Genomic DNA, 14,947 nt, shown 5'->3' on the forward strand with positions numbered 1-14,947 from the left:
AACCTCCTTCTTACCTAACGTCCGGCTAAGCGCTGAGAGCCGATTCCGCGAGCGCCTTGATGCGGTCCGGCCGGAAGCCCGACCAGTGGTCGTTGCCCGCCACCACCACGGGGGCCTGCAGATAACCCAATGCCATCACGTAGTCACGCGCCTCGTTGTCGAGCGTGATGTCGACCTTCTCGTAGCCGACGCCCTGCTTGTCCAGGGCCTTGAACGTGGCGCTGCACTGCACGCATGCCGGCTTGGTGTACACGGTGATGCTCATGGAAGCCGCTCCTTTGCGGAAGGTGGGACTTGTAACGGACTGGCAACTACTCGGGTACTGCAACAAACGCTGTCTTTGCTGTGTTTCAGCGGCCCGTCAAGCCCCCACGTTCCCGTCCTGCGGCCGTCGGGGTCGAATGACCTGTGTGCCGATTTCGGGTGGTGAACCAGGGCCCGGTCGGCCTGGTGAACCTGGGATCTGCCGGTGCTCGAAACACTACACCTAGTGGCTGACAAGATGTCGAGATACAACATGTTCGGAATAACAATTCTGAAATTCGCTGGTCGTAAGGCTTCCGCGGCGGACACGCCCGGCGTGTCGCAGGTCACAATCTTCCTCGAAGCCGCGCATGCGAATCGTTGTATCACCGACCACCGACAAGCCCCGTCAACGCGCACCGATGCCGCCCCGGGCCAGGCCGTCCGGGCGACCACTAGCAAAGCCGCCAGCGAGGGCTGGCGGCTTCGGCTATCCGATTGCGGCAACCCTGCTGGTCGCCCGGCGATCGGCTTGTTGACTTCTGCCAATCAGGCGACTTCGGCGGCCAGCTTCCCTAGGGCATCGCGCACGTTGTCCGAGAGCTCGCCGTGCTCCGCGGGGGCCTTGCCCTCGAGCGTTTTGAACGGCACCGAGAGCTTGATCGACTCGACCACGCGGGCGCCGGCGATGCCGAACGACTTACGGGTTTCGTCGTGGGCCCATACGCCGCCGTACTGGCCGAAGGACCCCCCGATGACCGCCAGCGGCTTGCCCTTCAGCGCGCCGTTGCCGAACGGGCGGGACAGCCAGTCGATCGCGTTCTTGATGACGGCCGGGATGCTGCCGTTGTATTCCGGCGTGACCACCAGGGCGGCGTCGGCGTCGGCCGCCGCGGTGCGCAGCGCGGCCACCGGGGCCAGCGGCGGCGCGTCAGTGTTCATCGCGTCGTCGATCTCCTCGTTGTAGAACGGCAGCTCCGCCAGCCCTTCGAATACCGTCACGCTGACGCCTTCGGGGGCGATGTCGGCCGCGAGTTCGGCGATCTGACGATTGATCGACGCCGTGCGCAGGCTCCCCACTAACGCCAAGACCTTGATGTTGTCTGCCACCGTTCTGTATCCCTTCATTCGTTGGTCTCCATCCTCGCACACACAACCGGACTACAGTCCGGTTCTATTCCCGCCGCGTTAAAGTACAGGGATGAGCAGTGTCGAGCGGTTGGGCGAACTGCCCGTCTACCAACTCCAGGCAGCCCAGCCGGAGCGGGGCGACGCGGCACGCAACCGCGCCCTCCTGTTGGACGCGGCCCGCAGGCTGATCGCCGAACGCGGCGCGGACGCGGTCACCATGGACGACGTCGCGGCCGCCGCCGGCGTCGGCAAGGGCACGTTGTTTCGCCGGTTCGGCAGCCGCGCCGGCCTGATGATGGTGCTGCTCGACGAGGACGAGCGAGCCAGCCAGCAGGCCTTCCTGTTCGGCCCGCCTCCCCTGGGACCCGACGCCCCACCGATCGACCGACTGGTGGCGTTCGGCCGGGAGCGCATCGGATTCGCGCACGCCCATCGCGAACTGCTGTCGGAGGCCCACCGCGATCCGCAAACTCGCTACAGCGCGCCCGTCCTCGTGCACCACACCCACATCCGGGTGTTGCTCGAGGCGGCACACTCCACCGGCGACCTCGACGCTCAGACCGATGCCCTGCTGGCCCTCCTCCACGTGAACTATGTCGAGCACCAGCTCAACGAGCGCGGCCACACCCTGCAGACGTTGGGCGACGCATGGGAAAGCGTGGCGCGCAAGCTTTGTGGGCGATAGCGGAATGACCGCGCCGCCGGCACCGCTCTGGGTCCTGCACGTCGACCTCGATCAGTTTCTGGCGTCGGTCGAGTTGCGCCGCCATCCCGAGCTGATCGGGCTGCCGGTCATCGTCGGCGGCAGCGGCGACCCGACCGAACCGCGCAAGGTGGTCACCTGCGCCTCCTATGAGGCCCGGGAATTCGGCGTCCGCGCCGGCATGCCGTTGCGGACGGCCGCGCGCCGCTGCCCCGAGGCGACGTTCCTGCCGTCGGATGCCGCCGCCTACGACGCGGCCTCCGAACAGGTGATGGCGTTGCTGCGCGACCTGGGGCACCCGGTCGAGGTGTGGGGTTGGGACGAGGCGTACGTCGGGGTGGCGGGGGCCGACCCGATCGGGGTCGCCGAAGAGATCCGGACCGTCATCGCGTCGGAAACCGGGCTGTCGTGTTCGGTGGGGATCAGCGACAACAAGCAGCGCGCCAAGGTCGCGACCGGCTTCGCCAAACCGGCGGGCATCTTCACGCTCACCGACGCGAACTGGATGACCGTGATGGCGGACCGTCCGGTCGACGCCTTGTGGGGCGTGGGCCCGAAGACGACGAAAAAGCTTGCGGCGCTGGGGATAACGACGGTCTGGGAGCTCGCACACAGCGATGCCGAGTTGTTGACGTCCGCGTTCGGCCCACGCACCGGACTGTGGCTGCTCCTGCTAGCCAAGGGTGGCGGTGACGCGCAAGTCAGCGCCGAGCCGTGGGTCCCGCGCTCGCGCAGCCACGTCGTCACCTTCCCGCGCGACCTCACCGACCGCTCCGAAATGGATTCTGCCGTAAAGCAATTGGCCGAACAGGCGTTGGCGGACGTCCTCGCCTCCGGCCGCATCGTGACCCGGGTCGCGGTCACCGTGCGAACCGCGACGTTCTACACCCGCACCAAGATCCGCAAGCTGGAAGCACCGACCACCGGTCGCGAGACCATCGTGGCGGCGGCGCTGCGCGTGCTGGACCTATTCGAGCTCGACCGCCCGGTTCGGCTGCTCGGGGTGCGCCTCGAACTGGCCATGGGAGACTAGCGGTGCGGGGGCGGGCCGCAGCGCGCGGGTGAACACCACATTGACCTGGCGCATGGCCACGCTGTAGGGCCACCAGGCCAGTCGTTTGAACGCGTACAGCGCCCGGATGTCCGGCGACGTATAGATCAGGTAGCGGTTTTTGGCGACGCCCGCCAAGATCTTCGCGGCCGCCTTCTCCGGCGAGACGGCGTGGCCGCTGAAGCGGTTCACCCAGCGCGCAACCTTGGGGTCTTCGCGGTCCACGCCGGCGATCTCGACGGTTTGGACCAGCGGGGTGTTGACCGCGCCCGGCACCACGACCGACACGCCGATGCGGTGCCGGGCCAGGTCGAAGCGCAGCACCTCCGACAGCCCGCGCAGTCCGTATTTGCTTGCGCTGTAAGCGGCATGCCACGGCAGCGCAACCAAACCGGCCGCCGACGACACGTTGACCAGGTGCCCGCCGTTGCGGGCCGCCACCATCGGCGGGACGAACGTCTCGATGACGTGGATCGGACCCATCAGGTTGATCGCGATCATCTTGCTCCACTGATCGTGGCTCAGCCGGTCGACGGTGCCCCAGGCGGAGACTCCGGCGATGTTGAGCACGGCGTCCATGCTCGGGTGGTCGCGATGGATGTCGGCGGCGAACGACGCCACCGCGTCGTAGTCCGCGATGTCGAGGGCCCGGTGCGCGGGCACTTCCGCGCCCAGGGCGCGCGCGTCGGCCACGGTCTGCTCGAGCCCGTCGCGGTCCCGGTCGGTCAGATACAGCTCGGCGCCATCCGCGGCCAGCCGCAACGCGGTCGCACGGCCGATGCCGCTGGCCGCGCCGGTGACCAGACACCGTTTGCCTGCGAAGTACCCCTGCTGCCCCATTGCGGTGACGATACCGGCGGTAGCGCCCTAGGGACGGCCGCCCCAGAGCGCGTGCAGCCACAAGCGCTCGAGCACGTGCACGCGGCGGTCGAGATCGCTGTCGCGGCCGGCCAGGATCGGATCGCCGGTCAGCATCAGCGCGGTGGTACCGGCCAGGGTGCGGATCAGGGTGGGCAGGTCGTCGCTGATCGGGTGGGCGGTCCCCGCCTTCATCTCGGCCTCCACGATCGCGACGATCTGGCCCAGCACCGCGTCGAACTGCCGATCCATCAGGTTGCGGATCTCGACGTCGGTGTTGCGCGCCTCGTTGCAGGCGGTCATCACCGGGTCGTTGTGCGCGTAGACGGCCGCCGCGCTGCCGACCATGCGTTTGGCGAACTGCTCGGGGGACTCCCCCGGCTCCCGCGGCGCGAAATCCTGGGTGAGTTCTTCGAGTTCCTCGGCGGCCTCGGCCATCAACTGGGCGAGAACGGCGTACTTGGAATCGAAATAGAAGTAGAAGCCGGACCGCGCCACCCCCGCCCGCACACTGATGCTGCTGACCGACAGCTCAGCGAATGGCTTCTCCTGCAGCAGTTCCCGCACCGCCTGCAGGATCGCCTGGCGCTGCTTGTCGCCGCGCCGTTGCCCGCCCGGTTCCGGGGTGGCGGGGTGGCTGCTCATTCCCCGACCTTGCACCACGCCGGGAAAAAAGCAAACTTGACAGCCGTCAAGTTTTTTCCGAAGGTTATTAGACAGTGACGGCTGTCACCTCGGAGGGAACGCGCAAAGGAGCGTCTATGACCGCCACCATCAGCACCCCGCAATACCTGTTGGACCAGGCGCGGCGCCGGTTCACCCCATCGGTCAACAACTTTCCCGGCATGGGCGTCGCGGAGCGCAAGCTGCGCACCGTCCAGTTCCCCGAACACGTGTTGGCCCAGCCGCCGCCGGGCAGCGGGCTCAAACCGGTGGTGGGTGACGCGGGGCTGCCGGTGATCGGGCACCTCATCGAGATGCTGCGCGGCGGCCCGGATTACCTGATGTTCCTGTACCAGACCAAAGGGCCGCTCGTCTTCGGCGACTCTCCCCTCCTGCCGTTCGTCGCGGCGCTGGGCCCCGACGCCGCCCAGGAGCTCTACTCGAACCGCAATAAGGACTACTCCCAGCAGGGCTGGACCCCGGTGATCGGCGCCTTCTTCAAGCGCGGCCTGATGCTGCTTGACTTCGAAGAGCACCTGTTCCACCGGCGAATCATGCAGGAGGCGTTCATCCGCTCCCGGCTCGCCGGTTACGTCGAGCACATGGACAGGGTGGTGTCGCAGGTCACCGCCGACGACTGGGTGATCGACGACCCGCGCTTCCTGCTCTACCCGGCGATGAAGGAGCTCACCCTCGACATCGCGTCGATGGTGTTCATGGGCCACGAGCCCGGCACCGATCGTGAGCTGGTGACCAAGGTGAACAGGGCGTTCACCATGACCGTCCGGGCCGGCAATGCGATCATTCGCAACCCGGTGCCGCCGTTCACGTGGTGGCGCGGAGTCCGGGCCCGACAACTGCTGGAGAACTACTTCGACGAACGAGTCAAGGAGCGCCGCGGCAAGGACGGCAGCGACCTGCTGACCGTGTTGTGCCAGACCGAGGACGAAGACGGCAACCGCTTCTCCGACGAGGACATCGTCAACCACATGATCTTCTTGATGATGGCCGCGCACGACACGTCCACCACCACCGCGACGAACATGGCTTACCAGCTCGCCGCGAATCCGCAGTGGCAGCAGCGCTGCCGCGACGAGTCCGACCGCCTCGGGGATGGACCGCTCGACATCGAATCGCTGGAGAAGCTGGAATCGCTGGATCTGGTGATGAACGAGTCGATCCGGCTGGTGACCCCGGTGCAGTGGGCCATGCGCCGGACGGTGCGCGACACCGAACTGCTGGGCCACTACCTACCGAAGGGCACCAACGTCACCGCGTTTCCGGGGGTGAACCACCTGCTACCCGAGATCTGGACCGACCCGTTGAAGTTCGACCCGGAACGGTTCACCGAGCCGCGCAACGAACACAAGCGGCACCGGTACGCGTGGACTCCGTTCGGCGGCGGCGCGCACAAGTGCATCGGCATGGTTTTCGGCCAGTTGGAGGTCAAGACGATCATGCATCGGCTGCTGCGTCGCTACCGGCTCGAGCTGCCCCGGCCGGGCTACGAGTCGAAGTGGGACTACCGCACCATCCCCATCCCGATGGACGGCATGCCGATCGTGCTGCGCCCCCTGTAGGCCTCAGGCGAGCAGGCGGTTAGCGCAGGCGACCACCGCACGCAGCGCCGACTGCGTCGAATCGTCCGACCAGCCCATCGCCCATTCGGCGCGGGTCCCGTTGCTCCCGCAGACAAACGTGACCGTGCGGCCGCCGGAGCCCAGCTGATGAAACTTGACGATCTCCACCGGGATTCCGTGATCGTGCAGCATCGCGCTCAACGCCGCGATCGGGCCGCTGCCGCCGGCGGTCGAGGTGCTGATGCGGTCACCGACGGCGATCACGGCCTGGAAGTTGCGGGCCTGCGGCCCCGGCCGCCTCTCGGTGTCGGTGCAGGCCCAGCTGCCCAGCCGGACGGGCCCGCCCGCGCGGGCGTAGGTCGCGACGAAATCATCCCAGGACATCGCGCCCGCCTGCTCCCGCAGGCCGCGGGGCAGCGGGGCGCCGAACTCCCGGGCGAACACCGCCGTGGCGGGGGCCGGAGTACTGGATTGAGCGAGCCGCTCGGGAATGGTCATGGTGCCGGTCTTCTTCGGTCGAAAGGAGTGACCGACGGCAGTAGCTTCCGACCCACAGCGGGGGGTCGGTCTGGGTCAGACCCCGCTGCGGGTGCTAGCTACTACGGCTCGATCGAGAAGACGCACGAGCGCAGACTTTAGCCCTACACGGCCCTGACGTGCAAGTTCCGCCTCGCGTCATAACGCGGCGACCCGTCGCGAAATTCTTAAGAAATTTTGGTTTACGTGTGTGTAACAGGGGGTATGAGGCGAGGGCAACAGTCGTTCAACGGCTGTGCAACAACCCCTCGAAGGAATGATGAAAGAAGGCTCATCATGAAGGCAAAGAGCATCAGGAAATCTCTTAAATCAGCCACCGTGGCCGTCGGGTTGGCCGCGGTGTTATTACTCCCGACTGGATGTGCTTCCTCAGCGGCCGGCAGCGGTGGACTGCTCGGCGGCACGGTCGGCGGCGGTAGTGGCGGTATTTTGGGTACGGTCGGCGGGATTGTCGGCGGCCTCTAACTGATTTTCAGGCGGCCCTCGGGAAGCGATTCCCGGGGGCCGCTTGCGTCATCCGGTCGGCCCGGCCGACGGCTCGAACCGCAGATACGCCTGAATGGTCGTACCGCTGGGCGTCGTATGCGTGCGCACCAGGTCCGAGATGGCGTTGACCAGATAAAGTCCCCGGCTGGCGGGACCGCACGGCCCCGGGTCCAGCCGGCCTACGAGCGGATCCTCGAAGCACCCGGTGTCGCGCGCCTCGCAGACCAGGTATCCGTCGTCTCGCCAGAAGGCGAGCTGACAGGCTCCGTCGGTGTACATCAAGCTGTTGCTGGCCAGCTCGGTGGCGACCAGTTGCAGATCTTCGATTCCGTCCTGCGACAAGCCAATCCATCCGGCGTAGTTGACGGCGAAGGACCGTGCGGGACTGAGGTCCGCCGACTTGCTCACCGTGTAGGTGACGGCCCCCGGCTTGGCGGGCAGCGGCCGGTTGCAGCGCTGCAAGGCGGCATCGGGCGCGTAGTCGGCGCTGCGCTGCAGGGCGCCGCCCCGCCACAGCAGAGGGTGTGTCGCCCGCACGTCCGCGAGCACATCGTCGTCGAGCCGGCTTCCGTCGTAGAGGCACAGCCCGGTCACCTGGTAGCCGTCCATGGCCCCGTTGACCAGCGCCTCGTGCTCCACGCAGGCGACCAACTCTTCCTCGGTGCGGCCGGGCCAGGCGAGTTGACTGACGATGCGCACCCGCCGGTCGGGGTGGTCATCGACGAAAGACCCCTCCATGGCCATGAATCGGCTCGGGTTGCGCCCCGCCTCGGTGATGTCGAGCAGTTGGAGATCGCCCGGCAGCTCGCCCGGGCCGAGCGCGTCGTGCAGCAAGACCAACTTGTCGGACGGCACCGCAACCAGTACCGCCTCGTCCATCGCCAACCCGTCGCTGACGAAGCGGGTGACGAAATCCAGGTACTCCTGCTGGGATTGGTAGATGAGTGCGGAGTGGACGAAGCCGAGCTGGCCAATTTCGGTGCCCGTCGTCACTCCAGGACTCTCGCTTTCGATCACTGAATGCCAACCCCCTGCTGGACCGGCCGTTAAGTTCTCCCTCCCCAGTACCCGCGGCGGGCCTTCGCTATACCGAGCTGCAGATCACATCTGAGAACTCAGTATTCGCTAAAGCCACCAGGAGGCGGCCGCGTCCAGATGACGGCGCACGCGGTAGCGGGCCAGGCTCTCGTCACCGGCCTCGATCGCGTCGGCAATCCGCTGGTGAGCGTGGTGAACGGCCAGGACGTCCGCCCAGGTCGGCGGCGCCTGCCCGGTGCTGGACCAGTGCCGCCGGAACAACTCGACGATGATGCGCAGAAACAGGTCGAGCAGCGTGTTGCCGGCCAGCTGGGCCAGTCCGACGTGAAACCGGAACTCCTCCGCCGAGGCGTCCGCCACATCGCCGGGCGTTTCCTCGACGTCGGACCGATGCGCGGCCACAAAGGCGGCCACTTCCGGTTCGCCGCACCGCTTGACGACCTTGGCGACGTTGTCGATCTCGATGGCGTCCCGGACGCAACGGAGGTCTTCGCGACTCGGGTCGCGGTACTGCAGGTATAAGGCAATGGTGTCGATGCTGGCCTGCGCCCGGGGCCTGGCGATGACGAGGCCGCCACCGGGCCCGCGGCGCATGTGCGCGATCGAGTGATATTCGAGCAGCCGCACCGCTTCCCGGAGCACCGCGCGGCTCACCCGGTACCGCTCGAGAAGGGCCGTCTCGGTGCCGAAGACGGATCCGACCTGCCAGCCGCTGGCAGCGATGTCGTCGCCGATCGTGGCCGCCAGCATCTCCGCCAGCTTGCCGCGGGGCACCTCGATGTTGAGCGGCCGCGGCTTGCGCCGCCGGCTCGGGGCGCCGGGGTGGTGGTGCTGTAGCCACGCGGTCACGGCCTCGACGTGCCGCTGGCTGAGCGTTTTGGCGCGCGCCGAGTCGCCGGCGGTGACGGCCTCGACGAGCTCGGAGTGGTCGATGTGCATCCGGTCGATCGCCTCGGTGGCCTCGGTGGCCGAGTCGGTCCGCGACTGCAGGGCATACCGGGTGGTGAGGCGCATCAGCACGTTGACAAAGAGTTGCAGGACCGGGTTTTTCGATTGCTCGGCCAACGCGATGTGGAACTCGTCCCGCGGCGTGGGGAGCCCCGGCCTCCACTCCTCTTCGCCCCGCAGCACCGCCCGCAACCGGGCGATGCCCGCCTCGTCGATCCGTTCCGCGGCCAGCGAAGCCGCCAGCGGTTCGAGCACAAGGCGCGCGTTGAGCAGGTCGCCCAGGGTGGTGCCGAGGTATTCGAGATAGATCACGACGGCGCGGGTGGCGGGCCCGGCATCGGGCTCGCAGATGATCAGACCGCCACCGGGCCCGCGGCGCATGCGGGCGACCTGATGGTGTTCGACGAGCCGGACGGCCTCGCGCAGGACCGAGCGACTCACCCCGAAGCGCTCTTGCAACGCGTGCTCGGAACCGAGCGATTCGCCGATGGCCCAACCGCGGCGAACGATCTCCGCCTCGAGGTCCCGCGCGATTCCGGAAGCCAGTTTGTTCGCGAGGCCGGTACTCATATCAAGCCCAACGGCGTCGGGCGCAGGGGATTTCAGCATGTGAGCAACATGCAGCCGGCGACGGGCCCGCCGCCGACCGACACGACGCCGACGTCCGGGCGACGCGATACCTGCCGCTCCCCCGCTTCCCCGCGCAACTGCAGACAACCCTCGTGCAACGCCCAGTAACCGTGCATGCGCCCCGCCGACAGCTGGCCGCCGTAGGTGTTGAGGGGAAGGTCCCCGTCTCGGGCGATTCGGGCGCCGCCATCGACGTAGGGCCCGGCCTCGCCGTCGCCGCAGATTCCCAGGGCTTCCAGCCAGGCGAGGGTGAGATAGGTGAAGCCGTCGTACAATTCGGCGACCTTGAGGTCGGCCGGTTTCAGGTCCGTGCGCGACCACATCTGCGCCGTCGCGTCCGACATCGCCATCTTCGGGTAGTCGTCGCGGTGGAACCAGCCCCCGGCGCCGTCGGACCCGCCGATCGCCTCCACCGCCACCGCGCGATGGGGGCAATCCCGGGTGTAATCCGTGTGCGAGACCACCACCGCAATCGAGCCGTCGATCGGGACATCGCAGTCCAGCAGGCCGAACGGGGTGGAGACCGGCCGCGCGCTCAGGTAGTCGGCCATCGTCATCGGGTCGCGATACACGGCGCGCGGATTCAGGGCGGCGTTGCGCCTGCCGTTCAGGGCGACCCAGCCCAGCTGTTGCTTGGTGGTCCCATACAACTCCATGTGGCGCCGGCAGTTCAGCGCCAGCCAATTCGCGGCGGAATAGGCGTTGGCCGCGACCAGGTCGTTGACGTCGTCCATCGCGCCCACGGCGGGCCGTTCCGCACCCTCCGGCGTCTCGAACATCCGGGCCAGCGGCGGCGCGGGCGCGTTCTCCTGCGGCTTCACCGGGACGGTGCCGCCGAGCATTTGGATGGTCCGGTACACCACCACGTGCCGGGCGCGACGTTCGGCGACGGCGCGGCACGCCGACATCACCGGGCTGAGCAAGCCGCCGGTGCCGAAGCCGGATCCGCAATCGGCCGCTTCGATCCGCAGTTGGGCGTTGACCTCTGCGGCGGGGGTGTCGCCCAGCGTCGCGATGCCGTCGATGTCGGCGGGGGCCAAGCCGGCGTCTTCGATGGCGGAACGCACCGCCTCCATGGTCAGGTCCACGCCCGCGATGCCGGTGCGCCGGCCGATCCGAGAGATGCCGATGCCGGACAGGATCGCGTCCTTCTCGAAATGCGTCATGCACACCGCCCGTCAGACCATCGAATCAATTGAGTGTACTGTATTCGTCGTGCCGGACGAGCCGCTGCTCATCGAATACTGCGAGGACTGCGCGCGCTGGGTGCATCCGCCTGCCGGCGAATGCCGCACGTGCAAAGCCCCGCTGGTCGCCCGGCCCGTCTCCGGGCGTGGCACCGTGTTCACCTTTACGGTGAACCATCACCCGTACAACCCGGAGATCCCGGTTCCGTACGTGATCGCCATCGTCGAACTCGCCGAACAAGAGGGCCTGCGGGTGGCCGCCAATGTCGTTGACTGCGAACCCGATTCGGTCACGTGCGGTATGCCCGTCGCGATCCGGCCGGACAGGGGCAGCGGCGGGGCTCCGCTGTTCGCACCCACCTGAGCGAGGCAGCTAGTTGATCAGCGGGTCGCGCGGCATGCCGAGGATCCGCTCGGCGATCTGATTGCGGGTGACTTCCGAGGTGCCGCCGGCGATCGCCATGCCGCGTGCGCCCATCGCCAGCCTGCCCACCACCGCACCGGGGCCATCCATGAGTGCGACCTCCGGGCCGGCCAGCACCGCCCAGATCGCGGCCCCGTCGACCATGTGCTCGGCCAGCTTCAGCTTGGTGATGTTGCCTTCCGGGCCGGGCCCGGCCCCCTCGACGCTGCGGGCCGCGCGACGCAGGTTCAGCAACCGCAGCGCATGGTCGTCGGCGAGGAAGGATCCGATCCGGACCGGCGCTCCCGCCAGGCGGTCCGACTGCTGCGCGAGCTGGACCAGGGTGGGCGCCAATCCCTCGTAGAACGACCCGCTGCCGCCGATGCTGACCCGCTCGTTGCCGAGCGTCGCCCGGGCGACGGTCCAGCCGGAGTTGGGCGCCCCGACGACGTCCTCGTCGGGGACGAAGACGTCGTTGAAGAACACCTCGTTGAACTCCGAGCCGCCGGTGATCTGCCGCAGCGGGCGCACCTCGACGCCCGGGCCCTTCATGTCGATGATGACGGTGGTGATGCCGGCGTGCTTGGGGGCGTCCGGATCGGTGCGCACGGTGGCCAGGCCGCGCGCGCAGTACTGCGCGCCGCTGGTCCAGACCTTCTGCCCGTTGATCTTCCAGCCGCCGTCCACCCGGGTGGCGCGGGTCTTCACGGACGCCGCGTCGGAGCCGGCCTCGGGCTCGGAGAACAGCTGGCACCAGATCTCTTCCTGGCGCAGCGCCTTCTCCACGAATCTTTCGATCTGCCAATCGGTTCCGTGCTGGATCAGGGTGAGGATCACCCAGCCGGTGATCGAGTAGTCGGGGCGCTTGATGCCGGCCGCGCGGAATTCCTCCTCGATGACCAGCTGCTCCACCGCGTCGGCGGCGCGACCCCAGGGCTTCGGCCAGTGCGGCATGACGTAGCCCGTCTCGATCAGCTTGTCGCGCTGCGCCGCTTTGTCCAGGGCGGCGATCTCGGCGGCGTCGGCGTGGATCCGGGTGCGCAGTTCCTCGGCCTCGGCAGGCAGGTCCAGGCTGTTCTCCCGTTTGGCGCCTGCGGCGGTGCGCTCGAAGACATCCCGGGCCGGCGCGTCGCCACCGAACAGCGCCCCAACCACCAGCGCGCGGCGCAGGTGCAGATGCGCGTCGTGCTCCCAGGTGAAGCCGATGCCGCCGTGCACCTGGATGTTCAGCTCGGCGTTGCGCGCATAGGCGGGGAACGCCAGGGCCGCCGCCACCGCGGCGGCGAGCCGGAACTGGTCCTCGTCCTCGGACGCCGCCCGCGAGGCGTCCCACACCGCGGCGACGCCCGATTCGGCCGCCACCAGCATGTTGGCGCAATGATGCTTCACCGCTTGGAATGTCGCGATGGTGCGCCCGAATTGCTGCCGCACCTTGGCATAGTCCACGGCGGCGTCGACGCAGTCCGCCGCGCCGCCCACCGCCTCGGCGGCCAACAACGTCCGGGCCCGGGCCAGCGCGGAAGCCCGCCCGCCGGTCAGGATGTCGTCGGCGCCGACGTTGACGTTCTCCAGGCGCACGCGTCCGGAACGCCGGGTCGGGTCGAAGTTGTTCGGCACCTCGACCGATACGCCGGCACGGTCACGCTCCAACAGCAGCACGTCCTCGCCTGCGGCGATCAGCAACAGCTCGGCCAGCCCGGCGCCCAGCACGATCCCGGCGTCACCGTCGGCGACGCCGTTCTTGAGGCGCACCTCCCCGTCCAGACCGATTCCAGCGGTCACGGTCCCGTCGATCAAGCCGGGCAGCAGCCGCGACTTCTGTTCGGCGCTGCCATCTTTGGCGATCACCGCCGACGCGATCACGGTCGGCACGAACGGCCCCGGCGCTACGGCCCGGCCGAGTTCTTCGACCACCACCACGAGTTCGGGCAGCCCGAAGCCGGATCCGCCGTGCTCTTCGTCGATGTGCAGGCCGAGCCAGCCCAGCTCGACCAGGTTCTGCCAGAACGCCGGCCGGGATTCCTCCGCGGCGTCGAGCAGCGAACGCGCCGCCCAACGGGCCTTCTGCGAGGTCAGGAACGCGCGGGCGACCCCGGCGAGTTCGCGGTGGTCGTCGGTCAGTGCGATACCCATGAGGGGCCCTCCTCGCTACCGGCTGGGTAGCCTGCCCCGCTTCGAGGGGAAGCGGGGCGGCTGCCTAAAGAGTGTACTTAATGCGGGGAGGGCGACCCGTGGGGGTGGCTACTTGGGCGCGAAGCGCTGGCCCGCGTCCAGCCGAAGGCACTGGCCGTTGAGCATCGGGTTCTCGACGATCGCCGCAACCAGCTTGGCGTACTCGATCGGCCGGCCGAGGCGCTTGGGGAAGGCGGCGTCCTTGGTGAGCGCCGACGCGAATTCGTCCGGAATCCCCTGCGTCAACCCGGTGGCGAACAGGCTCGGCGCGATCGCCAGCACCCGGATGCCCAGCGAGCCCAGGTCCCGGGCCATGGTCAGGCACATGCCGGCGACGCCGGCCTTGGCGGCGGTGTAGGCGACCTGCCCGATCTGCCCCTCGAACGCCGCGATCGACGCGGTGTTGATGATGACGCCGCGCTCCTCGTCCTCCGGCTCGTTCTTGGCCATGTGCGCGGCCGCGAGCCGGCTGATGTTGAAGGTGGCGATCAGGTTGAGGTCGATCACGGACTGGAAGGACTCGAGGTCGTGGGGACCGGACTTGGTCATCGTCCGCTTGGCGATGCCGCCACCCGCGGTGGTGATGATGACATGCAGGCCGCCCAGTTTGTCGACCGCGGTCTGCAGCGTCTCCTCGGTGCCCTTGAAGTCGGTGACGTCGACCGGATAGAACGCGCCGCCGACGGCCTCGGCCACGGTCTTGCCGTCGGAACCCTCACGGTCCAGGATGGCGACCTCCGCCCCGCGCTCGGCCAGCAGCTCAGCGGAGGCGCGACCCATTCCCGACGCGCCGCCGATGACGACGACCTTCTTCCCGTTGATCTCCATCCGGACCCTTCCTTTCGGGTTGTCAGATCCCTAGCAATCTGTAACGTTACGTAGGCACGCTAGCGTGTGCGCCGCCGAGGGTTGACCCCGCCTTGTTCGAGACCCGTGCCAAGCTGATTTCGTGCTCCTCCTCGACGTGGCGACGACCTCACTTGACGTAGGCGGCACGTCGTCACGGCTGAGCAAGGTCGCCCACATCGCCGACCTGTTGCGCCGCGCCGCGGCCGACCCCGACGAAGTCGCCATCGTCGTCTCCTGGCTCTCGGGTGAGTTGCGCCAGCGCCAGATCGGGGTCGGCTGGGCAGCGCTGCGGTCACGGCCGCCCCCGGCGCCGCATCCGGCGTTGACCGTCGCCGCGGTGGACGCCAGTTTCTCCGAGATCGGGGCGGTGTCGGGCAAGGGATCGCAGGCGCGCCGCGCGCTGTACCGCCGCGACGGGGAGGCCGGCGGCCTTGGCCACCGCGTCGGCCATGATCCCGGCCAGCGCCC

General features: G+C 68.2%; 15 protein-coding genes and 1 pseudogene. 6 read left to right on the plus strand and 10 right to left on the minus strand.

The window, feature by feature from the left end:
• Nucleotides 1-25 precede the first annotated feature (25 nt).
• Entirely contained in the window at nt 26-265 is a 240-nt protein-coding gene (locus tag A5691_RS18440) for a redoxin NrdH (protein ID WP_067274703.1), read from the minus strand.
• A gap of 527 nt (nt 266-792) precedes the next feature.
• Nucleotides 793-1,353 carry an NAD(P)H-dependent oxidoreductase gene (locus A5691_RS18445; RefSeq protein WP_231972848.1) on the minus strand — a complete coding sequence of 187 codons (561 nt, stop codon included), beginning with the start codon at nt 1,351-1,353 and terminating at the stop codon, nt 793-795.
• A 91-nt stretch (nt 1,354-1,444) separates the two neighbouring features.
• Between A5691_RS18445 and A5691_RS18450 the strand changes: the two genes are divergently transcribed.
• Together A5691_RS18450 and A5691_RS18455 are read left to right on the plus strand one after the other, a co-directional pair.
• Nucleotides 1,445-2,059 carry a TetR/AcrR family transcriptional regulator gene (locus A5691_RS18450; protein WP_067756589.1) on the plus strand — a complete coding sequence of 205 codons (615 nt, stop codon included), beginning with the start codon at nt 1,445-1,447 and terminating at the stop codon, nt 2,057-2,059.
• A gap of 4 nt (nt 2,060-2,063) precedes the next feature.
• On the plus strand, nt 2,064-3,110 hold the full coding sequence (locus A5691_RS18455; protein ID WP_067756592.1) for a DNA polymerase IV: 1,047 nt from the start codon (nt 2,064-2,066) through the stop codon (nt 3,108-3,110).
• On the opposite strand, the gene A5691_RS18460 is transcribed toward A5691_RS18455, so the two are convergent.
• A complete protein-coding gene (locus A5691_RS18460) occupies nt 3,045-3,968 on the minus strand; it encodes an SDR family oxidoreductase (RefSeq protein ID WP_068016330.1) in 924 nt (307 codons plus the stop codon). The genes A5691_RS18455 and A5691_RS18460 overlap by 66 nt on opposite strands.
• Before the next feature lie 27 nt (nt 3,969-3,995).
• On the minus strand, nt 3,996-4,631 hold the full coding sequence (locus A5691_RS18465) for a TetR/AcrR family transcriptional regulator (protein ID WP_067756598.1): 636 nt from the start codon (nt 4,629-4,631) through the stop codon (nt 3,996-3,998).
• A gap of 116 nt (nt 4,632-4,747) precedes the next feature.
• Between A5691_RS18465 and A5691_RS18470 the strand changes: the two genes are divergently transcribed.
• Nucleotides 4,748-6,229 (plus strand): cytochrome P450, encoded by a 1,482-nt coding sequence (locus A5691_RS18470; protein ID WP_067783865.1) that lies wholly within the window; start codon nt 4,748-4,750, stop codon nt 6,227-6,229.
• A gap of 3 nt (nt 6,230-6,232) precedes the next feature.
• Here A5691_RS18470 and A5691_RS18475 read toward each other — a convergent pair whose 3' ends face one another.
• Nucleotides 6,233-6,727 carry an alpha-isopropylmalate synthase regulatory domain-containing protein gene (locus tag A5691_RS18475; RefSeq protein WP_068016332.1) on the minus strand — a complete coding sequence of 165 codons (495 nt, stop codon included), beginning with the start codon at nt 6,725-6,727 and terminating at the stop codon, nt 6,233-6,235.
• A 315-nt stretch (nt 6,728-7,042) separates the two neighbouring features.
• Between A5691_RS18475 and A5691_RS27485 the strand changes: the two genes are divergently transcribed.
• Complete coding sequence (locus tag A5691_RS27485) at nt 7,043-7,231, plus strand: hypothetical protein (protein ID WP_082950395.1); 189 nt, start codon at nt 7,043-7,045, stop codon at nt 7,229-7,231.
• Between the two features lie 48 nt (nt 7,232-7,279).
• Here the strand turns inward: A5691_RS27485 and A5691_RS18480 are convergent, their stop codons facing one another.
• From A5691_RS18480 to A5691_RS18490, 3 genes are all read right to left on the minus strand, one after another.
• Entirely contained in the window at nt 7,280-8,269 is a 990-nt protein-coding gene (locus tag A5691_RS18480; protein ID WP_067890423.1) for a sensor histidine kinase, read from the minus strand.
• A gap of 108 nt (nt 8,270-8,377) precedes the next feature.
• Nucleotides 8,378-9,847, minus strand: a complete 1,470-nt coding sequence (locus A5691_RS18485; RefSeq protein WP_369827073.1) for a FadR/GntR family transcriptional regulator — start codon at nt 9,845-9,847, stop codon at nt 8,378-8,380.
• Nucleotides 9,841-11,034 (minus strand): thiolase family protein, encoded by a 1,194-nt coding sequence (locus tag A5691_RS18490; RefSeq protein WP_068016339.1) that lies wholly within the window; start codon nt 11,032-11,034, stop codon nt 9,841-9,843. Before A5691_RS18490 ends, A5691_RS18485 begins: the two co-directional genes overlap by 7 nt.
• Nucleotides 11,035-11,083: 49 nt before the next feature.
• Here A5691_RS18490 and A5691_RS18495 point away from each other — a divergent pair, with 49 nt between their 5' ends.
• Nucleotides 11,084-11,419, plus strand: a complete 336-nt coding sequence (locus A5691_RS18495; protein ID WP_067756617.1) for a Zn-ribbon domain-containing OB-fold protein — start codon at nt 11,084-11,086, stop codon at nt 11,417-11,419.
• A gap of 9 nt (nt 11,420-11,428) precedes the next feature.
• On the opposite strand, the gene A5691_RS18500 is transcribed toward A5691_RS18495, so the two are convergent.
• Together A5691_RS18500 and A5691_RS18505 are read right to left on the minus strand one after the other, a co-directional pair.
• The gene (locus A5691_RS18500; RefSeq protein WP_068016343.1) at nt 11,429-13,591 is read right to left on the minus strand and encodes an acyl-CoA dehydrogenase; all 2,163 of its coding nucleotides are present in this window, start codon (nt 13,589-13,591) and stop codon (nt 11,429-11,431) included.
• Between the two features lie 108 nt (nt 13,592-13,699).
• Nucleotides 13,700-14,458, minus strand: a complete 759-nt coding sequence (locus A5691_RS18505; protein WP_067756623.1) for an SDR family NAD(P)-dependent oxidoreductase — start codon at nt 14,456-14,458, stop codon at nt 13,700-13,702.
• 121 nt (nt 14,459-14,579) lie between these two features.
• Between A5691_RS18505 and A5691_RS18510 the strand changes: the two are divergent.
• Nucleotides 14,580-14,947, plus strand: a pseudogene (locus A5691_RS18510) (hypothetical protein); the annotation flags it as partial.

This window comes from Mycobacterium sp. E183 (genome assembly GCF_001667735.1).
GTDB lineage: Bacteria > Actinomycetota > Actinomycetes > Mycobacteriales > Mycobacteriaceae > Mycobacterium.